Origin of the sequence: Streptomyces sp. cf386 (assembly GCF_900103585.1) — a bacterium.
Lineage (GTDB): Bacteria > Actinomycetota > Actinomycetes > Streptomycetales > Streptomycetaceae > Streptomyces.
This window is the reverse complement of sequence record NZ_FNHV01000003.1, coordinates 39525-60963: the sequence shown is the minus strand read 5'-3', so window position 1 is coordinate 60963 and position 21439 is coordinate 39525. Positions and strand designations below refer to the sequence as shown.

Sequence of the window (21439 nt, the reverse complement as noted above, 5' to 3'; positions counted from 1 at the left end):
GCCAACGCAGAGCTGTGGCACCCGGTCCGCGCGTCGCTGCGGGTGCACGCGGACCGGGGCCGTTCAAAGGGGCGTTCAGCCGACGCCGGTCAGCTCCTGCGCGGCAGCATGCGCATCCATCCGCTCGGCGGCGAGAATCGCGGCAGCGGTGTCGGCACGGGACGCGGCAACGACCAACGCCCGCCCGGCAAGGGCATGCGCACGCTCGTGCAGCGCCGCAACCCTCGGGTCAGTGGCGGAGCCGGCCGCCCGGGCCGGCTTACGTCCCTCCCGGAGCCGGGCCACCTGGCCGGCGAGCCGCTCGGCCGCGACGTCCAGGTCCTCCGAGGGCGCCGCCGCGCGCAACTCATCCGTCACGGCAAGCAGCGCAGCGAGATGGCTCGCGAGCTGAATGTCCAGCTCTTCCTCACGCGAGCGATGCGGAAAGTCCGTGGGGTCGCCGGCCATCGTGCTGTGGACCGACTTGGTGCGGATCGGTTCGTACATGGGGATGGCCTCCTGTGCGCTGACAGGAAACCATCCTAGCTTAGATTTCGTCTAAAGTTGAGCGGTTCACAAAACAGGACCGCGCGTACACTCAGCGTGAGCGTCACGGCTGGCTGTAGCCGTCCAGGAACCGCGCGATCCGCCCCACCGCGTCCCGCAGATCCGTGACCGTCGGCAGGGTCACCACCCGGAAGTGATCCGACTCCGGCCAGTTGAAGCCCGAACCCTGGACGACCATGATCTTCTCGCGTCGCAGCAGGTCCAGGACCATCTGCCGGTCATCCTTGATCTTGAACACGTTGGGGTCGAGGCGCGGGAAGAGATACAGCGCGCCCTTCGGCCGTACGCATGTCACGCCGGGGATCTGCGTCAGCAGCTCGTAGGCGACATCCATCTGTTCCTTCAGTCGCCCCCCGGGCAGCACCAGGTCCTTGATGGACTGCCGCCCGCTGAGCGCGGCCACGACCCCGTGCTGACCGGGCATGTTCGCGCACAGCCGCATGTTCGCGAGGATCGTGAGGCCCTCGATGTAGGAGTCGGCGTGGGCGCGGGGGCCCGAGATCGACATCCACCCCACCCGGTACCCGGCGACCCGGTACGCCTTCGACATGCCGTTGAAGGTGAGGGTGAGCAGGTCGGGGGCGACAGCGGCGGTCGGGGTGTGCGTGGCGTCGTCGTAGAGGATCTTGTCGTAGATCTCGTCGGAGCAGACCAGGAGGTTGTGCCGCCGGGCGATGTCCGTCAGTCCCCGGAGCATGGCCTCGTCGTAGACCGCCCCCGTCGGGTTGTTGGGGTTGATGACGACGATGGCCTTGGTGCGGTCGGTGACCTTGCGCTCGATGTCGGCGAGGTCGGGCATCCAGTCGGACTGCTCGTCGCAGCGGTAGTGGACGGCGGTGCCGCCGGACAGGGACACGGCGGCGGTCCACAGGGGGTAGTCGGGGGCGGGGACGAGCACCTCGTCACCGTCGTCGAGCAGCCCCTGCATGGCCATGACGATCAGCTCGGAGACGCCGTTGCCGATGAAAACGTGCTCGACGTCGGTCTCGATGCCGAGGGTCTGGTTGTGCATGACGACGGCCCGGCGCGCGGCCAGCAGGCCCTTCGCGTCGCCGTAGCCATGGGCCGACGACACGTTGCGGAGGACGTCCTCCAGGATCTCGGGCGGGCACTCGAAGCCGAACGCGGCCGGGTTTCCGGTGTTCAGCTTGAGGATCCGATGCCCCGCCGACTCGAGCCGCATCGCCTCCTCGAGCACCGGGCCCCGGATCTCGTAACAGACGTTGGCGAGCTTGGTCGACTGGATCACCTGCATGTCAAGGAGCTTACGGCTCGGTAAAGCCCCTTGGGCCGTGTTTTCCGACACGTGAGACGCGTGGGTTTGGGCTGTTATCGCCGGTAGCTGTCCCGTGGGCGCTCCCGTCCCTAGAATGCGCGGTCATGTCCAGGCCGTCTGACCACGAGAACGGAACGTACGGGGTGAACGCCGCGAACGGTACGCCCGGTGCGTACGACACCCCTGGCGGGAGCCGGGCGGCCGATGAGCCCGAGGCGCTGAACGTGTATCACCCGCAGGCTGAGCCGTCCCCTGAGTACGAGGCGTACGCCGACCCGGCGGCCGCCCACGGGTGGCAGAACGCATACGACGAGACGGCCGAGCTGCCTCGGGTGGTCGGCGAGGCGGACGGTGTCCATGAGGGCCGCGGTGCCGGCGGCGCCTCCGGATCCGGCGGTGGCTACGACTATGTCTACGAGGACGGCTACGACTACGCCGACGACTACGACGCGGAACGCGGCGGCCGCCGCAGCCACCGAGGCCGGCACCAGCCCGCCGTCCGGCCCGGCCTCTGGCGTTCGCGGCGCGTCGCTGTGGCCGCCGGTGTCGTGGGGGCGCTGTCCGTCGGGGCGCTGATAGCCGGGTTCTCCCTGTCCGGGTCCTCGTCGGAGGGTGGCGCGAAGACCAAGGGCGACCGGACGAGCACGACGTCCGGCGACTCGGCGGCGCCGGAGGAGCTCTCCTCGGGTGCGTCGGCCGGTGCCCGTCGCTCCGAGGGCGGCGATCCGTCGCGAACCACCTCCCCGAGTACCTCGGCGAGCCCGTCCGCGTCGGACGACACCGACGACGACGGCAAGACGGATGAGCCCTCGACCGGCCCGACCGCCACCGCCACGGCCCCCTCCGCACCCACCGCCACGGCCACCGCGACCCTGCCGGGCAACTCGGACGGCAATCCGGGGCGGGGGCAGGGAAACACCAAGAAGCCCGAATGAAGGCCGGGGAGGTGGGGATGGCACTCGGCGCGTGAAGCGCGGGTGACCGCCCCGAGCGCCCCGACTGTGGTGATCCCATCGCCCTCTCGTGAACGTCCTGCGCCGTCGGCCCGGTATCCCTCAACCGCCGTGATAGGGAAAGCCCTACGGCCCGAACTCACCGGTAATCAAGTCCTTGTCCGCACCCCCCTCCTGCGTGAGAATGCGCATGACAAAAGTGCGGGTGGCCGGAGATTCTTCGGTCACCCTCCTCGTATGAGGGGACCCCCACATGAGAAAACCGCTCGGCGCCGCCCTCCTCGCCCTGGCGATAGCCGGGGCCGGCGCCGCACCCGCGGTCGCGGCTCCCGTGGATTCGGCCGCTTCCTTCGGCAAGAGCGTGGACACGGGCTCGGTCACGTCGGTGGTCAATGACACCGTCGCCTCCACCGCGGACACCCTCGGCCAGGTCCTGAACCGGAACCCAAAGGCCCAGGCCGTCAGCTTCGCGGGCACCGTCGCGCTCAGCAACTGTTCCGGCTCCGTCGTCCGCTTCCCGGACACGGAGGCCAACGACCCGGCGCTGGTGATGACCAACGGCCACTGTCTGGAGACCGGCATGCCGGGACCCGGCGATGTCGTCGTCGACCAGGCCTCCAGCCGTACATTCGGACTGCTCAACGCCTCGGGCAGCCGGGTCGCCACCCTGCGGGCCAGCAAGATCGCCTACGGGACGATGACCGACACGGACGTCGCCTTCTACCAACTCACCACGACGTACGCGCAGATCAAGAGCTCGTACAGCATCGACCCGCTCACCGTGGCCGACACCCACCCGGTCAAGGGCACCGCCATCACCGTCGCCTCCGGCTACTGGAAGCGGCTGTACAACTGCAACATCGACGGATTCGCGTACCAGCTCAAGGAAGGCGACTGGACCTTCAAGGACTCGGTCCGCTACACCTCCGCCTGCAACACCATCGGCGGCACCTCCGGCTCTCCCGTCATCGACCAGGCCACCAACCAGGTCGTCGCCGTCAACAACACCGGCAACGAGGACGGCGAGCGCTGCACGGTCAACAACCCGTGCGAGGTGGACGAGAGCGGCAACGTCACCGTCCGCCAGGGCATCAACTACGCCCAGGAGATCTACCAGATCCACGCCTGCTTCGGCGTCGACAACAAGCTCGACCTGAGCGCCAGCGGGTGCGTGCTGCCCAAGCCGTAACCGGCTAGGCGGTTCTACGGATCGCCCGTCCCGCCAGTACGTCCGTACGGCGGCCGTCGTCGATCACGAAACGGCCGTCGATCAGGACGTACGGGAGGCCCGTCGGTAGCGTGCGCGGCTCCTCGAAGGAGGAGCCCGCCGCTACCGTCGCCGGGTCGAAGAGCACCAGGTCCGCCCGGTAGCCCTCGCGGACCAGCCCCCGGTCCGGCAGCCGCAGCCGCGCCGCCGGGCGCGAGGTCAGATGGGCCACGCACTCCTCCAGCGACAGCACCCCCAACTCCCGCACATAGCGGCCGAGATAGTGCGGGAACGTGCCGTACGCCCGCGGATGCGGCTTCGTGCCCTGCAGGATGCCGTCCGAGCCGCCCGTGTGGACGCTGTGCCGCATGATCGTCCGCACGTTCTCCTCGTGGCCGACATGCTGGAGGATCGTCGAGCCCAGCCGGTCGTCGAGCAGCAGCCGCCGCGCGGTCACCCAGGCGGCCTCGCCCCGGGCGTCCGCCGACTGCCGGATCGTCCGGCCGACGAAGTCCCCGAGTGCCGCCTCGCTCACACCCGAGATCTCGATCGTGTCCCACTCGATGGGCACACCGTGGCAGCCGTCGGCGCCGATGACCTCCATGTGGTGCCGGATGCGCTCGGCCGTGTCGTCGTCCGCCAGCCGGGCCAGGATCGCCTCCGGGCCGCCCTCGCTCGCCCAGCTCGGCAGCATGGCGACGAGGGTCGTGCAGCCGGGCGTGTAGGGGTAGGTGTCGAGGGAGATGTCGGCCCCTTCGGCGAGCGCCTTGTCCAGCAGGGACAGCAGCTCCGGGGCCCGGCCCTTGTTCACGCCGAAGTTCATGGTGGCGTGGGCCAGATGGAGGGAGCAGCCCGCCTCCCGGGTCAGGGCCACCATCTCCTCGTACGCCTGCAGGGCCCCGGCCCCGTAGGAGCGGTGGTGCGGGCAGTAGTAGCCGCCGTACGACGCCACCACCCGGCACAGCTCCGTCAGCTCCGCGTCCTTGGCGTACATGCCCGGCGTGTACGTCAGCCCCGACGACAGGCCGACCGCGCCCTGCTCCAGCCCCTCCGCGACCAACTGCCGCATCCGGTCCAGCTCGTCCGGCGTCGCCTCCCGGTCCTCCCAGCCGACGGCGAGCGCGCGGACCGTGCCCTGCGGGATCAGATACGCCGCGTTGACGGCGATGCCCCGGCCCTCGAAACCGGAGTCGAGGCGGTCCAGGTACTCGCCGACCGTCCGCCAGTCGAAGTCGATGTCGTCGCCCGAGCCGTTCCAGCCGGTGATCGCGCGGCGGACCTCGGCGAGGGTGCGGTCGTCGACGGGCGCGTACGACAGCCCGTCCTGGCCGATGACCTCCAGGGTCACACCCTGCGCGGCCTTCGCGCTGTGGTCGGGGTCGCGCAGCAACGCCAGGTCGCTGTGGGCGTGCATGTCGATGAAGCCGGGGGAGAGGACGAGGCCCTCCGCGTCCAGCTCCCGGCGCGCCTTCGGCCGTTGACATCCGGCCGCGGCGGCCTCCTGCACGATGGACACGATCCGGCCGCCGTCGACGACCACATCGGCGCGGTAGGAGGGACCGCCACTGCCGTCCACGACCTCCGCGTCCCGGATCACCAGCTCTTCCATGGCCGATGGCCTCCCCTGTCTCTGGTGTCTCTTGAACCTGTCTCTGGTGTCTCTAGAAGAACGTGCGGATGTAATCGACGACGGTCCCGTCCGCCTCGGCGACCGGGATCAGCTGCCACTTGTCGAACGACGTGCACGGATGCGACAGCCCCAAGCCGACCCAGTCCCCGACCTCCAGGTCCGCCTCCCCGGTCGTCCGCAGCCACGCGTGCTGGTCGGACAGGCCGGTCACCGAAATGCCGGTGGCCGCGCGCTCGGCGCCGTCGCGGCGGACCACCTGGGCGAACGGCAGATCGAGGTCGTAGGCCGCGTCCCGCTTGCCCGCGTTGAGGAAGGCCTGGTCGGGGGAGGGGCGGGAGACGACCTGGGCCCACAGGCGGAAGGCCGGTTCGAGGGCGCCCTCCTCCGGGACCCGGTTGAAGGGGGTCAGCTTGCGGTAGTGGCCGTCGTCGTGCGAGACGTACGCGCCCGAGCGCAGCAACTTCAGCACGGGGAGGGACAGTTCGGGGATCTCGGCGAAGACGTCCGCCACCGCGTCGAACCACGCGCTGCCGCCCGCGCTGACGACGACCTCGTCCAGGCCGGCGAACCGGCCCGCCTTGTCGAACTCGGCGGCGAGGGCGACGAGCCGCCGCAGCCACGCGTGCACCCGCTCGGGGTCCGCCTGCGGGACCTCGCCCTCGTACCCCGCGACACCGACCAGCCGCAGCGTCGGCACGGCGGCCACCGCGTCCGCGACGGCGGCGCACTCCGCCTCGGTACGGACACCGGTACGGGCCCCCTCACCGGCCGCCAACTCGACGACGACGTCCAGCGGACGGGTGGCCCCGGCGCCGCGGAGCGCCTCGTCCATCTGCTGCACACCGCGCACGGAGTCGACGTAACAGATGAGACGGAAGTCCGGGTCGGCGGCCAGCTCACCGGCGATCCAGCGCAGGGCCGCCGCGTCCACCAGCTCGTTCGCGAGGAAGATCCGCCGGGTGCCGTACGCCCGCGCGACCCGCACCTGGTGCGGCACCGCGAGCGTGATGCCCCAGGCGCCGTGCTCGATCTGGCGCTGGAACAACTGGGGTGCCATGGAGGTCTTGCCGTGCGGGGCGAACGCGAGGCCGTGGCGGGCGGCGTACGTCTCCATGAGGTCGAGGTTGTGCTCCAGGCGCTCGGCGGAGAGCGCGAGGACGGGGGTGGCGAAGCCGCCGGTGAAGAGGTTGCGGCGCTCGGCGGCGAGTTCCGCGACGGTGAGGCCGTCGGCGTCCGGCGGGAGGCCCTTGAAGCGGTGGTCGACGCGTTCCTCGGCCAGACGGGCGAGTGCCTCGTTGCTCATGGAACCTCCCTGATCTGCGAGGTTGCAATCTCTGCAACACTCATTGCGTATATCGCTTACGGCTGTCTAACATCTCGGCCAACCGCGGGTCAACGGAGCCGCCGATCCACCCGCACAAGACCTGGAGCTACGACCATCGTGACCATCACCGGACCCTGCAATGCCCTCGACGTCGTCGACGTTGTCGCGCTCGGCGAGTCCATGGTCACGTTCCTGCCGACACGACCGGGGCGCCTCGCCGATGTGCCCTCGTTCGAGCGGGCGATCGGCGGGGCCGAGTCCAACGTGGCGTGCGGGCTCGCTGCCGCGGGGCATGCGGTGCGGTGGGTGAGCCGGGTGGGGGCGGATGGTTTCGGCGATCACCTGGTGGAGGCGATCGGCGACCACGGCGTCGATGTCTCGGCCGTGGGGAGGGATGCCGCGCGTCCGACCGGCGTGTACTTCCGTACGGCGGGGGACCGGGCGACGGACGCGCACGAGGTGGCGTACTACCGGGCGGGGTCGGCGGCGTCGGCGATGTCCGTGGACAACGTGGACCTGGGGGCGGTGCGGTCGGGGCAGGTGCTGCATCTGTCGGGGATCACTGCGGCTCTGTCGGCGGAGTGCCTGGGGCTGCTGCGCGAGCTGACGGCTCCTGCGGCCGACCGTCCGCTGGTGTCCTTCGACGTGAACTACCGGGCGGGGCTGTGGCGGGACGCCGACAGTCCGCAGGTGCTGCTGGAGCTGGCCCGCGACTGCGATCTGGTCTTCGTGGGCGAGGACGAGGCGGAGGAGGCCTGGGGGGTCACTGGAGGGCCAGAGGCAGTGCGTGCCGTGCTGCCCGAGCCGCAGGTGTTGGTGGTGAAGCAAGGACGAGCGGGGGCTACGGCATTCGTGTCGGCTCCGGGAGGCGAGAGGCTGGGGGCTCTCACCCGGGTCACTTTCGAACCCGCCCTGGCCGTCGACGTCGTGGCAACCATCGGTGCCGGTGACGCCTTCGCCGCCGGCTTCCTCTCCGCCACCCTCCGCGGCCTCCCCCTCCGCGACCGCCTCCGCCACGGGCACCTCTGGGCCGCCGCCGCCCTGACCACCCCCGGCGACCTCGCAGCACCCCCTCCCCGCGACCACGCCGACCGCCTGGTCGCCCTCGACGACGCCGGGTGGGAGAAACTTCGACTCGGCCCCGGCTGGACGCAAGCCGCTGAGCGGGCCGACGAGGAGGTACGTACGCCATGAGCCAGACCGTCGACCGTGCGCTGAGCATCCTGCCGCTGCTCGCCGAGGGGCCCGCCGACCTCGGCCAGGTCGCCGACCGGCTGGGGGTGCACAAGTCCACCGCCCTGCGGCTGCTGCGCACCCTGCACGAGCACGGCCTGGTCTACCGCCAGTCCGACCAGCGCTACCGTCTCGGCGCCCGCCTCATCGCCCTCGCCCAGGAGGCGATGGAGAACCTCGACATCCGCGAGATCGCCCACCCCCACCTCGTACGACTGAACGAGAGCTGCGGCCACACCGTGCACCTCGCCGTGTACGAGGAGGACGAGGTGCTCTACATCGACAAGGTGGAGAGCCGGTACCCGGTGCGGATGTACTCGCGGATCGGCAAGCCGGTGGCCATCACCGTCGCCGCCGTCGCCAAGCTGCTGCTCGCCGATCTGCCCGAGCACGAGCGCCGCGCCCTCGCCGAGAAGCTCGACTACCCCATGTACACGGCCCGTTCGACGCCGAATCCTGACGCGTTCCTCAGGGAACTGGCCAAGGTGCGCGAACAGGGCTGGGCCACCGACCTCGGTGGCCACGAGGAGTCCATCAACTGCGTCGGCGCGCCGATCCGCGGTGCCGACGGCCGGGTCGTCGCCGCGATGTCGGTCTCCGCGCCGAACGTCGTCGTCACCGCCGACGAACTCCTCACCCTGCTCCCGCTGGTGCGCCGTACGGCGGACGACATCAGCGGCGAGTACTCCGGCAGGAACTCAGCGAAGAACCCCGTATGACCGAGGACGGCAAGGAACCCGTATGACCGAGAAGATCGCACTCACCCCGAAGACCCACACCACCCCGCCCGCGAAGTTCTCGCACGGCGTGCGCAAGGGGAACATCCTCCAGGTCGCCGGCCAGGTCGGGTTCCTCCCCGCGGTCGAGGGGCAGCCCCCGACGCCCGCCGGCCCCACCCTGCGCGAGCAGACCCTCCAGACCCTCGCCAACGTCAAGGCGATCCTGGAGGAGGGCGGTTCCTCCTGGGACGACGTGATGATGATCCGCGTCTATCTGACGGACGTCGCCCACTTCGCCGAGATGAACGACATCTACAACACCTACTTCGAGGAGCAGGGCCTCACCCAGCCGCCCGCCGCCCGGACCACGGTCTACGTCGGTCTGCCCGCGGGGCTCCTCATCGAGATCGACGCCCTCGCCGTACTGGGCTGATCTCCCCTCTCCCCTCGAAACTCCCGCACGCCGTGAACGGTTCGGCGCCCCCCCTGGGGCGCCGAACCGCGATCCCCCCTGCCCGAAAGCTCGATGTTCTTACGAAGAGGACCTCCAAATGTCCCATCCGCTCGCCGCGGCCGCCGCCCCCGAGACACCACCCCACACCGGCGGCCTGCTCCTCCTGATCGACGGTACGGCCGGTCTCCTGACCGTCGCCGCCATCGGTATCGCGCTCCTGCTCTATCTGATCATCAAGGTCCGCCTGCAGCCCTTCGTGGCCCTCCTCGCGGTCTCCATAGCCGTCGGTCTGATGGCCGGCCTCTCGGTCACCGAACTCTTCGGCACGGTCCAGCGAAGCGACGCCGTGTCGACCATCGAGTCCGGCATGGGTGGCATCCTCGGCCATGTCGCGATCATCATCGGCCTGGGCACGATGCTCGGCGCGATCCTCGAAGTGAGCGGTGGCGCGGAGGTGTTGGCGTCCCGTCTGCTCAACCTCTTCGGGGAGAAGCGGGCCCCGCTCGCCATGGGCCTCACCGGCCTGATCTTCGGTATCCCGGTCTTCTTCGACGTCGGCATCTTCGTCCTCGCGCCGCTCGTGTACGCCGCCGCCAAGCGCTCGGGGAAGTCCGTCCTCCTCTACTGTCTGCCTCTGCTCGCGGGCCTGTCGATGACCCACGCCTTCCTGCCCCCGCACCCGGGCCCGGTCGCGGCGGCCGGCCTCCTCCACGTCGAGCTGGGCTGGGTCATCCTCATGGGCATCATCTGCGGCATCCCCGCGGTGCTGGCCGCCTGGGTGTTCTCGGCCTGGATCGGCAAGCGCATCTTCGTCGCCGTGCCGCAGGACATGGTCGAGGCGGCGGACGAGGCGAAGCAGGCCGTGCTCGACGAGCAGCGGGCGGCCGGGGTCGAGCCCCAGGAGAAGCCGGTCCCGCTCGGCACGGTCCTCGCCATCATCGGTACGCCGCTGGCGCTGATCCTGGCCGCGACGTTCTCCTCGATCGCCCTGGACCCCTCCACCACCCGCTCGGTGATCGAGTTCTTCGGCAACCCGTTCGTGGCCCTGACGATCGCCCTGCTGCTCGCGTACTACCTGCTGGGCATCCGCCGCGGCTGGTCCCGCAAGTCCCTGGAATCGGTGTCGACCTCGTCCCTCAAGCCGGTCGGCAACATCCTTCTCGTCGTCGGCGCGGGCGGTGTCTTCGGCGCCATCCTCAAGGGCAGCGGTGTCGCCCAGGCCCTCTCCGACACCTTCAACGACGTCGGCCTCCCCGTGATCGTCCTCTCCTACCTGATCTCGGTGGTCCTCCGCGTCGCCCAGGGCTCGGCGACGGTCGCCATCGTCACCACGGCCGGCATCGTCGCCCCCCTCCTCACCGAGGGCGATCACTCCCAGCCCTTCATCGCCCTGGTCATCATGGCCATCTCGGCCGGCTCGATCTTCGCCTCGCACGTCAACGACGGAGGCTTCTGGATCGTGGCGAAGTACTTCGGCATCAGCGAGCGGGACACGTTGAAGACGTGGACGGTGCTGGAGAGTGTGCTGTCGGTGGCCGGGTTCGTGGTGGCGGCGGTGTTGAGCCTGTTCGTCTGAATCAAGTGAATCATCGTGTAACGATGCGGGGGCTGGTTGCGCGGGACACAGGGTCGTCGACCATACTGCTCCGCTGTGGAGCAGCGCATAGGTTCAGGCAGCCAGCCCCTGGAAGGCGCCGGGTTCGACCCGGCCTTCATCCCCGGGCTCACCTCGCCCGCGTCCGCCAAGTCGGGGGGTGTGCAGGGCAAGGAGGAGGACGTGGCCGATGAGGTCACCGCCGAGGAAGCCCCTTCCGAGGAGAGGGAATCCGAGCAGCCGGAGTCCGCGGACACCGATGCCGACGAGACGGACCTCGAAGCCGACGGCGAGCCCGCGGCGGAGGACGACGAGGAGGCTGACGACGAGGCCGAGGAAGAGGACGACGAGGCCGAAGAGGAGGCTCCCGTCGACGGGCCCGTCTTCGAGGCCGCCGACCGCCGGGCTCGTATCGTCGCCGACCACAAGGGCGTACGGCTCTCCCTGGACGACCAGGAGTGCGAGTTCCGCTGGGACGAGATCGGCGCCGTCGAGACGGAGGCCCCGCGCTTCGGGAAGCGGTTCACCATCACGGTGCACACTCCTGACCGCCGCTGGTACCCGATCGAGATCGAGGCGACGGCCAGGAGCCGCTTCAAGGAGTGGGACGAGCAACTGGACGCGGTCCTCGACGCCTACTTCGAGGACGCGGACGCCGAGTAGCCGGCCGGTCGGCCAACTGGCCGACTAGCTGCAGTACTGGGCTTCCTTCCCGATCGACCGGTACATGCAGTCCGCGTTCTCCAGCAGCTGCAGCACCGCATCCCTGTTCCGGGACGTCTCCCGCTCGATCACCTCGTCGGGCGGGTAGAACCCGCCTCCGGAACTGGAGGACGGGTACATCTCGAAGGTGTACCCGAAGATCTTCTGGGATCCCCACAGCCAGTCGTCGATCGACCCGTCGGTGATGTACAGGTCACTTGACTGCTCGGCCGTATAGCCGTTGCTGGCCGCCATCTTCTGCCCGACGGTCGCGAACGCGTTCCGGTCGTCCGCGGTCATCCCGGTCGTCGTGTCGGAGTACGTGTACCCGAACGGCCACAGCACCAGCTCGCTGTACGTGTGGAAGTCGACCCCGGCCTTGATCTGCTGCACGCCGCCGACGACCCGGCTGCGCACGAAGTTGGCGACAACCTTGACCTCCGGCGCCGACTCGGCGGACGCGCCCCGGTAGGTGTCCGAGGACGTCGACCCCGACGACCCACCGCAGCAACCCCACCGGTAGTTCCAGTTCCGGTTGAGGTCGGTCCCGACGTACGACGAACCGGAGTTGGGCTGCCGGTTCTTGCGCCACGACCGGTAGGAGCCGGTGGCGATGTCGTACTCGCCGCCGTCCGGGTTGAGGTCCGGCACGATCCAGATCTCGCGGTTGTTCACCATGCTGGTGACCCGCGAGTCCGTGCCGTAGTCGGAGGTCAGCTCGCGCAGCAGATAGAGCGCCATCTCGACGGTCAGGTGCTCACGGGCGTGCTGATGGTGCGTGAAGAGGACCTCGGGCTCAGCCTCGTCGGTGCCCACGTTGTCGCTGATCTTGATGGCGACGATGTTCCGGCCCTGGTACGACGTGCCGATGACGCGCTGGCTCGCGATGGAGGAGTTGGCCGAGACCAGCGAGTTGATCTCGCTCGTCATCTCCGCGTAGTTGTGATAGCGCGAGTCGCCGGACGGGAAGTCGAAGAGGCGTACGTCGTCCTCGTCGGCGGACCGGTCGGGGACCGCGCCGAGCGGGGTGACGTCGTAGCCGAGCGACTTCAGCTTCTTGATCTGGTCCGCGCGGCCGGAGACGACCACGCCGTGGCCGTGGGTCTCGTCCACGGTCACGCCCGTGCGCTGAAGTGCCGTGCGGTCCTCGGCGGTGGAGTGCATGTGGATCTCGTACTGCCGGACGTCGTCGGCCGAGGAGGCCGCCTTGGCGGCGCTGTCGGCGTTCGCGGTCACGTTCGCGGAAAGGGGAGCCGCGAGGGTGAGGGCGAGCAGGGTGGCGAGCGCGGCGGTACGTCTGCCGCTGCGGGCACCTGAGCCGCGGATGCGGAGTCGCATGAAGTCTCCTTGTGGGAGTGGGGGGTGGGGTTCAGTGCGACGTACGTAGTGCGGGTGTGGCGCTCATCGTGGAGTGGTGGCATGTGCAGGTCAAGAGTGACTCGCTGACCGATGGCGAGAACCCTTCGAAAATCAGCCGCGCAGTGTACGCGCGTGCCCTCCGCGCGGAGTGGCCCCCGACCAAGTCCACCCAGGGGGGTGATCCGGATGTGCGGGGCGGCGTGAGGGCGGGGGAGGGTGAGGAACCGCGCAAGGGGGGAGCGGTGGGAGCGGCGGGAGTGGTGGGGAACGCCGCACCCTCCGACTCCCCCCGGCTCCTCCACTCCTGGCTCCTTCGGACGACACCCCCCAAGGAACGGCTGATCATGGGCGGATCAGCGCCACGACGGGATCACCAACTGCCGGTCGAGACGACCAGCTTCGTCGACCGGCGCGGCGAACTCGCCGCAGGCCGCGAGCTGCTGACCCGGACCCGGCTGGTCACGCTGACCGGCCCCGGCGGCGTCGGCAAGACCCGCCTCGCCGCGCGCATCGCGGCCGCCGTACGGCGCACCTTCCCGGACGGCGTGCGGTACGTGCACCTCTCCGGCCTGGACGACCCCGAGCTCGTCCCGCTCGCCGCGGCCGACGCCCTCGACCTGCACGACCACTCCGCGCGCCCGCCGTTGCAGGCGCTGGTGGAGCGGGTACGGGACCGTCGGCTGCTCCTGCTGATCGACAACTGCGAACACCTGCTGCCGGCCTGCGCCGAACTCGCCGCGGCCCTGCTGCACGGCACGACCGGGGTACGGATCCTCGCCACCAGCCGCCACCGCCTGGGCCTGACCGAGGAACACCTCCTGGACGTACGGCCGCTGCCGGTCCCCGACCCGGACGGCGACCTCTCCGCTCCGGAGGGCTACCCGGCCCTGGCCCTCTTCGCCGACCGGGCCGCCGCGGTGGTCCCCGGCTTCCGCCTGACCGCCGCGAACCGGGCGGCCGTGGCCCGCCTCTGCCGCCGCCTCGACGGCCTCCCCCTCGCCATCGAACTCGCCGCCGTGCGCATGCGAGTCCTGGACGTCACCCAACTCCTCGACCGCCTCGACGACCGCTACCGCCTCCTCACCGGCGGCAGCCCCGCCGCCCTGCCCCGCCACCAGACCCTGCGGGCAGCGGTCGACTGGAGCCACGAACTGTGCACCGAGCGGGAGCGGTTGGTGTGGGCGCGGTTGTCGGTGCTGGCCGGGAGCTTTGATCTCGAGACGGCGGAGGCGGTGTGTGCGGGTGGGGAGGACGTGGCGGGGGCCGGTCGGGTGGGTTGGGGGGATGTGGCGGGGGCGGGGCGTATGGGTTTGGGGGACGTGGCGGGCTCGGGTCGGGTGGGTTGGGAGGACGTGGCGGGGGTGGTTCGGGCGGGCGAGGAAGGGGCGGGGGGAGCTCGGAGGGGCGGGAAGCAGTCGGCGGGGGGACTCGGGGCGGGCGGGCAGGAGCCGGCGAGGGGGCTTGGGGCGGGGGGGCAGGAGCCGGTGGGCGGATGTGGGACGAGCGGGCAGGAGCCGGCCCGGGGATTCGGGGCTGGTTGGGAGGGCTCAGCGGGGGGATTCGGGAGGAGCGGGCAGGAGGCGGCGAGGGGAGCCGGGGCGGGTGGGGGCCAGTCGGCGCGGGGATTCGGGGCTGGTTGGGAGGGCTCAGCGGGGGGATTCGGGAGGAGCGGGCAGGAGGCGCTGAGGGGAGCCGGGGCAGGTGGGGAGGAAGCGGCGGGGGTGGTTCGGGCTGGCGGAGCTTCCTGGTCGGGGGAGCCGAGGGGTGAGGCCGGCCTCTTGGCCGACCGAGTCGGGATGGGGGTGCCCCCGTGTGAGCGAAGCCGAGCGTGGGGGAGGGTGGGCGAGGTCGGGGGGCCGGGGGCGGAGCTCCCAGTGGGGTCCAGGGGCGGAGTCCCTGGCGGGGGCGAAGGGGCCGCGCCCCTGGAGGACGGGACGGGTAGGGGCGGCGGGGGCGAGGAACCCCTGGCGGCCACCGCCATCCGCATCGACCCCGACGACGTCCTCGACGCCATCGCCGGCCTCGTCGACAAGTCCGTACTGTGCCGGGAGTCCGCCCCCGACACCACCCGCTACCGCCTCCTCGACACCCTGCGCCACTACGGCCTGGACCGCCTGCGCCGCCTCCCCGGCGAGGAACACGCCGCCCGCCGCCGCCAACGCGACTGGATGCTCCACCGCGCCGCCACCTGCGAGAGCGCCTGGTTCGGCCCGGGCCAGCCACAGATCGTCGCCCGCCTCCGCGCCGACCAGGACAACCTCCGCGCCGCTCTCGACTTCAGCCTCACCACCCCGGGCGAACGCCTCCCCGGACTGCGCCTCGCCGGCACCCTCTGGTTCTACTGGCACGCCTGCGGAGCCCCCCGCGAGGGCCGCCACTGGCTCGACCGCGCCCTGGCCGCCAACCCGGAGCCGACCCGCGAACGGGCCCGCGGCCTGTGGATCGCGGGCCTCCTCGCCGCCGCCACCCACGACCTCACCGCCGGCCTCGCCCGCGCCCGCGACGCCCACGCCCTGGCCCGCGCCCTGGACGACGAGGCGGAGGCGGCGCACGCCGAGTACGCCATCGGCGTCATCACCCTCTTCCTGGACGACCTCCCGACCGCGCTGAAGCACTTCGAGGCCAGCGTCGCCCGCGGCCCCGTCCCCGGCCAGCACCTGAGCCTGCACGGCCTCGACCAGGTCGAACTCGCCTGCGCGCTGGGCTTCCTGGGCGAGGCCGACCGCGCCGTCGAGGTCTGCGAGCGCGCCCGGCAGATGTGCGAACGGCACGGCGAGGAGTGGGTGCACTCGTACGTGCTGCGGATGCTCGCCCTCGCCCACACCGTGCAGCGCGAGTGGCGCCGGGCCGAACACCACGCCCGCCAGGCCCTGCGCCTCAAGCTCGCCGTCCACGACGTCATCGGCATCGCCCTCACCCTCGACCTGCTGGCCGCCATCGCCACGGAGACCGGCGCCCACGAACGCGCGGCCGTCCTGCTCGGCACCGCGGACCGCACCTGGTCCGCCATCGACCGCGACCGCTGGGGATCGGCGGCCCTCAACGCGACCCGCCACGACAGCGAGACCCGCGCCCGCGAGGCCCTGGACGGACCGGCCTTCCGACGGGCGTACGAACGCGGCACCGCACTCGGCCTCACGGAGACAGTCGACTACGCGATCAACGACGGCAGAAAGCTCAAACAGCTCAAGCAGCTCAAACAGTCCGGACGGCCCACCGGCACCACAAGCACAACAGACGCCGCCACGACCACGACCGGCACCACGGACACTCGCACGGCGAACGGCAGACCCGGATCCCTCCACCCCACGACCGGCGTCCACCTCACCCGTCGCGAGACCGAGGTCGCCGAACTCGTCGCGCAGGGCCTGGCCAACCAGCAGATCGCCGACCGCCTGGTCATCGCCCGCCGCACCGCCGAGGGCCACGTGGAACGCATCCTCGGCAAGCTCGGCTTCAGCAACCGCAGCCAGATCGCGGCCTGGGTGGCGGCCCAGCGCTGAGCCCCACGACCCACGACCGGCACACCCGACACCGGCTCCCAAGGAGGGCCCACCCCATGACCCCCCAACCCGCCCCGTCCCCGTCCCAGTCCCCCTTCGACCATCGCATGGCCGTCTACGCCACCGACGACGAGTTCCTCGCCACCGCCCTCCCCTTCCTCGCCGAAGCCCTCGCCGCCCCCGGCGAACCCCCGCCCGTGGCCATCGCAGCCCCCGCGAGCCTGGACCTACTGCGCGACGCCCTCGGCACCGACGCGAAGGACGTCGGTCTCGTCCCGCACACCGAGTGGTACACCGGCTCCGCCGCCAACGCGATCGCCCAGGGCGCCGGTTACCTCGCCGCGAACGCCGGCCCCGGCGGCCGTATCCATCTCCTCATGGAGCCCGTCTGGGGCGGCCGAGCGGGCCGCTCGCCGCGGGAGACCGCCGAGTGGATCCGCTACGAGGCCCTCGCCAACCTCCTCTTCGCCCCACTCGCGACGACGGCCCTGTGCGCCTACGACGCCCGCGTCGCGGGCCCCGCCATCGTCGCCGCCGCCCGCCGCGCCCACCCCGACACCGGCGTGTACGAGGACCCGGTCCGACTCGCCGCGGAACTCGACGCCGTACCGCAGCCACCGGCCCCCGCCGACGCCGAGCGGTTCCCCGGCCCGGCGCCCACCGGCGACGCCGTACGCACCTGGGCGGCAGCCCGCGGACTGTCCGCCGCGGACGCGGAGTTGTTCGCCACGGCCGTCACGGAGGCGGCGGGTGCCCTCGGCCCGCTCGACGGGGCCCTGCTGTGGGGCGAGGCCCCGGCGTGCGTCGCCGAACTGCGCATCGCGCGCCGCGTCGACGACCCGCTCGCGGGCTTCGTACCGCCGCCGAGCGCGGAACTGGAACCCGGGCAGGGGCTGTGGTTCGCCCGGCAGGTGTGCGCGTACGTCGATGTCCGCGACGAAGGGGAGGGGGCGAGCGTCCGGCTGCAGTACGGGTAGCGGGGGCCCGGTGCGGGTGCGCGCGTACGGATCGACACAGGTATGGAATCAGGTATTCCTCCCCGTGCGCCCGCACCCCCGTACCGCCACCCTGGACCCATGCTGCACCTCTCCGGGTATCCCCAACCGCCCATGAGGGCCGGCCATCTGAGCGTCGAGTACGACCCTCGTCCCTCCGTGGTCCGTGATGCCCGTGCGGAGGTTCGAAGGCAGTTGGAGGGATGGGGGTTCGCGGACCTGGACGACGTGGCGGACGTGGCCGAGTTACTGGTGAGCGAGCTGGCCACCAACGCCTTGCTGCACTCGACGGGCCGCTTCCGGCTCACCCTGTTCGCCGCGCACGGGATCCTGCGCTGCGAGGTGCGGGACGCGGGTCGTCGAGTCCCCACCGTGCTGGACGCGGGCGGATCCGAGAACGGCCGCGGAATGTTCCTGGTGGAAGCGCTGGCCCGGCGCTGGGGCTGCCACCAGGACGGGACGGGCAAGACGGTGTGGTTCGAGCTGGGTACGTGCGGGTCCGACGACTGCTGCCGGTGACGGTCGCGGACCCCCCAAACCTCCGTGAGCACATTGGGTGGAGATCGCGCACGCCCTCTTGTCCCCTCAGCGCCTTTGCGCTTTCTTGACGCTCATGGCGGACACCACGGGAAACACAGCGGCATCACCGGTGGGCGAGGCGGACTCCAGCCCCCGTAAGTCCAGTTGGCGTTACATCGGGCCCGGCATCGTCGTCGCCGCGACCGGCGTGGGCGCCGGCGATCTCGTCGCCACCCTCATCGCGGGCAGCAACTTCGGCTACACGCTGCTCTGGGCAGCGGTCCTCGGCTGCCTGGTGAAGATCTCGCTCGCGGAGGCGGCGGGGCGCTGGCATCTGTCCACCGGGCGCACCCTCTTCGACGGCTGGGCGAGCCTCGGCCGCTGGACCACGTACTTCTTCGGCGTCTACGCCGTGATCTGGGGCTTCGTCTACGGCGCGGCCGCGATGTCGTCGAGCGCGCTGCCGCTCCAGGCGCTGTTCCCGAACGTGATGGACCTCGAATGGTGGGCGATCGCCTGCGGACTCGTCGGACTGGTCTTCGTCTGGTTCAACAAGTACGCCGTCTTCGAGAAGGTCATGACGGTCATGGTGGGCGTCATGTTCGTGGTGACCGTGTATCTCGCGATCCGCGTCACGCCGAACCTCCCGGACGCCTTCGCCGGCCTGCTGCCGGTCCTCCCGGACGAGAAGGACTCGATCCTCAACACCCTCGGCCTGATCGGCGGAGTCGGCGGCACCATCACCCTTGCCGCGTACGGCTACTGGGTCAACGCCAAGGGCTGGACGAACACCGGCTGGATGAAGGTCATGCGGCTCGACAACCGCGTCGCCTACGCCACCACCGGCATCTTCGTGATCGCGATGCTCCTCGTCGGCGCCGAACTGCTGCACTCGGCGAACGTGGCCATCGCCAGCGGCGACAAGGGGCTCCTCCAGCTCAGCGACATCCTGGAGGCGGAGTACGGCACCGCGACGGCCAAGTTCTTCCTGATCGGCTTCTTCGCCACCTCCTACACCTCCCTGATCGGCGTCTGGCACGGCGTGAGCCTGATGTTCGCGGACTTCTTCGCCCGCTTCCGGGGGCAGGGCGAGCAGAAGGGCGAGGAGGTCGCCTCCGGCGCACGCGAACGCTCCTGGCCGTTCCGCGCGTACCTGCTGTGGCTGACCTTCCCGCCCATGGTCCTGCTCTTCCAGGGCGAACCCTTCCGCCTGATCATCATCTACGGCGTCCTGGGCGCGGCCTTCCTCCCGTTCCTCGCCGGCACGCTCATCTGGCTCCTCAACTCCTCCCGCACACCGAGGGAGTGGCGCAACGGGCCGGTGAGCAACGCGATGCTCGTGATCGCGGGCCTGCTGTTCCTGGTGCTGTGCGTGAAGCAGGTCTGGGACCAGCCGTGGTCGGAGTTCTTCTAGAAGTCGTAGAGAACTAGCGGACAGCAGCCGTAGAGGCCTAGCGGAACTGCTCCCACTTCCAGCTGAGGGCGATCTCCCGGAGCTGCTTCTTGGTGAGGGCGGGGGTCTCGCGGCTGGGGGCGTCGTGCTGGGTCGGGGCGTTCAGGGCGCTGATGACGACGCGGAAGCCCTCCGGACGCAGGGTGTCGACGGTCCACATCACGGCGCCGTCGACGCCCTTGTCGCCGCCGCTCTCCCGGAAGGCGACCTTGGTGCCGTCCGGGAGCGTCTCGGCGTCCTCGCCGAACAGCTCGTCGGCGACGTCCCCCATGCCGTGCTGCACGTCGATCTGGACGTAGCTCCTGCCCTTGCCGTCGTCGAGGACGAGGTAGGTGTAGTCGTCGCCCTCCTCGACGACCTCGACGCCCTTGGGGAGGAGCGGGACGAGCGTGGCCAGGACCGTGTCCACGTCCGGCTCCACGACGGTGCTCGGCGTGGCCGACGGCCCCGGCTTCTTCGGGTCCTCGGGGATGGCGTCGACGTATCCGCGCCAGGCCTGTGCCGTCACCAGCTCCTTCAACTGGCCGGTGGACAGCGGCGGTTCGGGCCTGCTGACCGGCGCGCCCTTCTCGGCGGCGGCGTTCCACTCGCTGACGGAGATGTGCTGTCCGGTCGGGGTGACCAGGTCGGCCGTCCACCTCTTGGTGTCGACGCGCCGGTCGGGATACTCGTAGCCCTGGAACAGCATGAGCAGGGAGCCGTCGGGCAGCCGACTGGAGACGCAACTGTCGTGCGGGATCAGGGCCTTGTCGGGGCAGTCGACCACCTGGCGGGCCCGGTCGCTGCCCGGATCGATCCGGTTCAGGCTGACGCTGAGGGCTCCGGGCCCCTTGCCGTCGTCGAACACGAGGTGCGCGTACGGCGAGAGCATGGCCTCCTCGGCGCCCCTCCCCTCCTGCTCGCTGACCTTGCCCTCGGGGAGCAGCCCTTCGAGCGTCTCGATGAGTTCGCCGGCGGTCACGGGAGCGGTGGCCGGTGTGCCGGACGGCTGCCCGGCCACGCTGGACATGGAGGTGGACGTGGCCGTGGACGGCAGCGGGTCGGGCGTCCCGTCCCAGGGCACGAGCAGCGCCCCGCCCACACCGACCAGCGCGATCCCGGCCGCGCCGCCCGCCACGGCGGCCCGCCGCCGCAGCCGCTGCCGGCGTCCCCGCGCCAGCCCGCCGGCGACGAGCGCGGCCCGGTCGGCCTCGAAGTGGTCACCGGTTGAGTGCAGGGCGTGGCCGAGCCGCCCCGCGAAGTGCTCCTCGTCGTGTTCCACAGGCATGGCAAACCACCGTTTCTCGGGATGTGGGGTCGTGGGAGAGGGAGTGAGATGGGGATGGGGATAGGGCAGGGTGCGAGGAGGCCGGGGTCAGGAGGCCGCGTACTCGTCGAGGTCCTCTCCGAGCAGCTCGCGCAACCGCCCGAGCGCCCGCGTGCACCGCGTCCGCACCGCCGCGGAACTGGCGTTCAGCGCGTCGGCGGTCTCCTCGACGGACCGGTCCTCCCAGTACCGCAGGACGATCACGGCCCGGTCCTTGGCGGGCAGACCGGCGAGCGCCTGGAGCAGGGTCAGCCGCAGCGGCAGGTCGCTCTGGCCGCCGTAGGACGCGGCGCGGTCGGGAATCGTGTCCGTGGCCCGCTCGGTGCTGCTGCGCCGCCGCTGATGGGCGAGGAAGGCACGGGTGAGGACGGTCTGCGCGTACCCGGCGGGGTTGTCCACCCGGGAGACGCGTCCCCAGCGGACGTAGATCCGGCCGAGTGCCTCCTGGACGAGGTCCTCGGCGAGGTGGGTGTCCCCGGCGGTCAGCAGACAGGCCGACCGGTACAGATGGCCGGCCCTGGCCGCGGCGAACTCCGCGTACTCGTCGGCGCGGCCCTGTCTCATGCGTTCCCCCTGCTGCTGTGTGCCGGCTGTCGGCGAGGTCCTCACTTCACTGATGCGGCGGGACAGGGAGAATGTTTCACCGCAGCACCGAGAAGTTCCCAG

18 protein-coding genes are annotated in these 21439 nt (G+C 70.9%); 11 read left to right on the top strand and 7 right to left on the bottom strand.

What is annotated here, in order from left to right; genetic code table 11:
• Window positions 1-75 precede the first annotated feature (75 nt).
• The gene (locus BLU79_RS08175) at window positions 76-486 is read right to left on the bottom strand and encodes an SCO4983 family protein (protein ID WP_093904991.1); all 411 of its coding nucleotides are present in this window, start codon (window positions 484-486) and stop codon (window positions 76-78) included.
• 103 nt (window positions 487-589) lie between these two features.
• Window positions 590-1801, bottom strand: a complete 1212-nt coding sequence (locus tag BLU79_RS08170; protein ID WP_093904990.1) for a pyridoxal phosphate-dependent aminotransferase — start codon at window positions 1799-1801, stop codon at window positions 590-592.
• Between the two features lie 125 nt (window positions 1802-1926).
• Here BLU79_RS08170 and BLU79_RS08165 point away from each other — a divergent pair, with 125 nt between their 5' ends.
• Together BLU79_RS08165 and BLU79_RS08160 are read left to right on the top strand one after the other, a co-directional pair.
• On the top strand, window positions 1927-2757 hold the full coding sequence (locus BLU79_RS08165) for a hypothetical protein (RefSeq protein WP_143052472.1): 831 nt from the start codon (window positions 1927-1929) through the stop codon (window positions 2755-2757).
• A gap of 271 nt (window positions 2758-3028) precedes the next feature.
• Window positions 3029-3964, top strand: coding sequence for a S1 family peptidase (locus BLU79_RS08160; protein ID WP_093904988.1), 936 nt, complete (start codon window positions 3029-3031; stop codon window positions 3962-3964).
• A 4-nt stretch (window positions 3965-3968) separates the two neighbouring features.
• Here the strand turns inward: BLU79_RS08160 and BLU79_RS08155 are convergent, their stop codons facing one another.
• Complete coding sequence (locus BLU79_RS08155; RefSeq protein WP_093904987.1) at window positions 3969-5591, bottom strand: N-acyl-D-amino-acid deacylase family protein; 1623 nt, start codon at window positions 5589-5591, stop codon at window positions 3969-3971.
• 52 nt (window positions 5592-5643) lie between these two features.
• Complete coding sequence (locus tag BLU79_RS08150; RefSeq protein ID WP_093904986.1) at window positions 5644-6915, bottom strand: amino acid deaminase; 1272 nt, start codon at window positions 6913-6915, stop codon at window positions 5644-5646.
• A gap of 138 nt (window positions 6916-7053) precedes the next feature.
• On the opposite strand from BLU79_RS08150, the gene BLU79_RS08145 reads away from it, so the two are divergent.
• The 5 genes from BLU79_RS08145 (at window position 7054) to BLU79_RS08125 (ending at window position 11599) form a co-directional block, all read left to right on the top strand.
• Window positions 7054-8130 carry a sugar kinase gene (locus tag BLU79_RS08145; RefSeq protein ID WP_093904985.1) on the top strand — a complete coding sequence of 359 codons (1077 nt, stop codon included), beginning with the start codon at window positions 7054-7056 and terminating at the stop codon, window positions 8128-8130.
• The gene (locus BLU79_RS08140) at window positions 8127-8888 is read left to right on the top strand and encodes an IclR family transcriptional regulator (RefSeq protein WP_093904984.1); all 762 of its coding nucleotides are present in this window, start codon (window positions 8127-8129) and stop codon (window positions 8886-8888) included. The genes BLU79_RS08145 and BLU79_RS08140 overlap by 4 nt, the downstream gene beginning before the upstream one ends.
• Before the next feature lie 22 nt (window positions 8889-8910).
• A complete protein-coding gene (locus BLU79_RS08135; RefSeq protein WP_093904983.1) occupies window positions 8911-9321 on the top strand; it encodes a RidA family protein in 411 nt (136 codons plus the stop codon).
• 118 nt (window positions 9322-9439) lie between these two features.
• Window positions 9440-10918, top strand: a complete 1479-nt coding sequence (locus BLU79_RS08130) for a GntP family permease (RefSeq protein WP_093904982.1) — start codon at window positions 9440-9442, stop codon at window positions 10916-10918.
• A gap of 75 nt (window positions 10919-10993) precedes the next feature.
• Window positions 10994-11599 carry a hypothetical protein gene (locus tag BLU79_RS08125; RefSeq protein ID WP_093904981.1) on the top strand — a complete coding sequence of 202 codons (606 nt, stop codon included), beginning with the start codon at window positions 10994-10996 and terminating at the stop codon, window positions 11597-11599.
• A 24-nt stretch (window positions 11600-11623) separates the two neighbouring features.
• Here the strand turns inward: BLU79_RS08125 and BLU79_RS08120 are convergent, their stop codons facing one another.
• The gene (locus BLU79_RS08120; protein ID WP_093904980.1) at window positions 11624-12976 is read right to left on the bottom strand and encodes a M14 family metallopeptidase; all 1353 of its coding nucleotides are present in this window, start codon (window positions 12974-12976) and stop codon (window positions 11624-11626) included.
• A gap of 365 nt (window positions 12977-13341) precedes the next feature.
• On the opposite strand from BLU79_RS08120, the gene BLU79_RS48905 reads away from it, so the two are divergent.
• From BLU79_RS48905 to BLU79_RS08095, 4 genes are all read left to right on the top strand, one after another.
• Complete coding sequence (locus BLU79_RS48905; protein WP_256333202.1) at window positions 13342-16500, top strand: ATP-binding protein; 3159 nt, start codon at window positions 13342-13344, stop codon at window positions 16498-16500.
• A 56-nt stretch (window positions 16501-16556) separates the two neighbouring features.
• Window positions 16557-17477: an MEDS domain-containing protein gene (locus tag BLU79_RS08105; RefSeq protein WP_093904979.1), complete on the top strand. Its 921-nt coding sequence runs from the start codon at window positions 16557-16559 to the stop codon at window positions 17475-17477.
• 99 nt (window positions 17478-17576) lie between these two features.
• Window positions 17577-18014 carry an ATP-binding protein gene (locus BLU79_RS08100; RefSeq protein ID WP_256333201.1) on the top strand — a complete coding sequence of 146 codons (438 nt, stop codon included), beginning with the start codon at window positions 17577-17579 and terminating at the stop codon, window positions 18012-18014.
• A 94-nt stretch (window positions 18015-18108) separates the two neighbouring features.
• Window positions 18109-19428: an Nramp family divalent metal transporter gene (locus BLU79_RS08095; protein ID WP_093904978.1), complete on the top strand. Its 1320-nt coding sequence runs from the start codon at window positions 18109-18111 to the stop codon at window positions 19426-19428.
• 37 nt (window positions 19429-19465) lie between these two features.
• On the opposite strand, the gene BLU79_RS08090 is transcribed toward BLU79_RS08095, so the two are convergent.
• Window positions 19466-20734: a hypothetical protein gene (locus tag BLU79_RS08090; protein WP_177000933.1), complete on the bottom strand. Its 1269-nt coding sequence runs from the start codon at window positions 20732-20734 to the stop codon at window positions 19466-19468.
• An 87-nt stretch (window positions 20735-20821) separates the two neighbouring features.
• Entirely contained in the window at window positions 20822-21337 is a 516-nt protein-coding gene (locus BLU79_RS08085; protein ID WP_093904977.1) for a SigE family RNA polymerase sigma factor, read from the bottom strand.
• Window positions 21338-21439: the final 102 nt, after the last annotated feature.

Bases quoted from the DNA above. Each gene is read 5' to 3' on its own strand.
- BLU79_RS08175 (WP_093904991.1), bottom strand. From the start codon at position 486: ATGTACGAACCGATCCGCACCAAGTCGGTCCACAGCACGATGGCCGGC.
- BLU79_RS08170 (WP_093904990.1), bottom strand. From the start codon at position 1,801: ATGCAGGTGATCCAGTCGACCAAGCTCGCCAACGTCTGTTACGAGATC.
- BLU79_RS08165 (WP_143052472.1), top strand. From the start codon at position 1,927: ATGTCCAGGCCGTCTGACCACGAGAACGGAACGTACGGGGTGAACGCC.
- BLU79_RS08160 (WP_093904988.1), top strand. From the start codon at position 3,029: ATGAGAAAACCGCTCGGCGCCGCCCTCCTCGCCCTGGCGATAGCCGGG.
- BLU79_RS08155 (WP_093904987.1), bottom strand. From the start codon at position 5,591: ATGGAAGAGCTGGTGATCCGGGACGCGGAGGTCGTGGACGGCAGTGGC.
- BLU79_RS08150 (WP_093904986.1), bottom strand. From the start codon at position 6,915: ATGAGCAACGAGGCACTCGCCCGTCTGGCCGAGGAACGCGTCGACCAC.
- BLU79_RS08140 (WP_093904984.1), top strand. From the start codon at position 8,127: ATGAGCCAGACCGTCGACCGTGCGCTGAGCATCCTGCCGCTGCTCGCC.
- BLU79_RS08135 (WP_093904983.1), top strand. From the start codon at position 8,911: ATGACCGAGAAGATCGCACTCACCCCGAAGACCCACACCACCCCGCCC.
- BLU79_RS08130 (WP_093904982.1), top strand. From the start codon at position 9,440: ATGTCCCATCCGCTCGCCGCGGCCGCCGCCCCCGAGACACCACCCCAC.
- BLU79_RS08120 (WP_093904980.1), bottom strand. From the start codon at position 12,976: ATGCGACTCCGCATCCGCGGCTCAGGTGCCCGCAGCGGCAGACGTACC.
- BLU79_RS48905 (WP_256333202.1), top strand. From the start codon at position 13,342: ATGGGCGGATCAGCGCCACGACGGGATCACCAACTGCCGGTCGAGACG.
- BLU79_RS08105 (WP_093904979.1), top strand. From the start codon at position 16,557: ATGACCCCCCAACCCGCCCCGTCCCCGTCCCAGTCCCCCTTCGACCAT.
- BLU79_RS08100 (WP_256333201.1), top strand. From the start codon at position 17,577: ATGCTGCACCTCTCCGGGTATCCCCAACCGCCCATGAGGGCCGGCCAT.
- BLU79_RS08095 (WP_093904978.1), top strand. From the start codon at position 18,109: ATGGCGGACACCACGGGAAACACAGCGGCATCACCGGTGGGCGAGGCG.
- BLU79_RS08090 (WP_177000933.1), bottom strand. From the start codon at position 20,734: ATGCCTGTGGAACACGACGAGGAGCACTTCGCGGGGCGGCTCGGCCAC.
- BLU79_RS08085 (WP_093904977.1), bottom strand. From the start codon at position 21,337: ATGAGACAGGGCCGCGCCGACGAGTACGCGGAGTTCGCCGCGGCCAGG.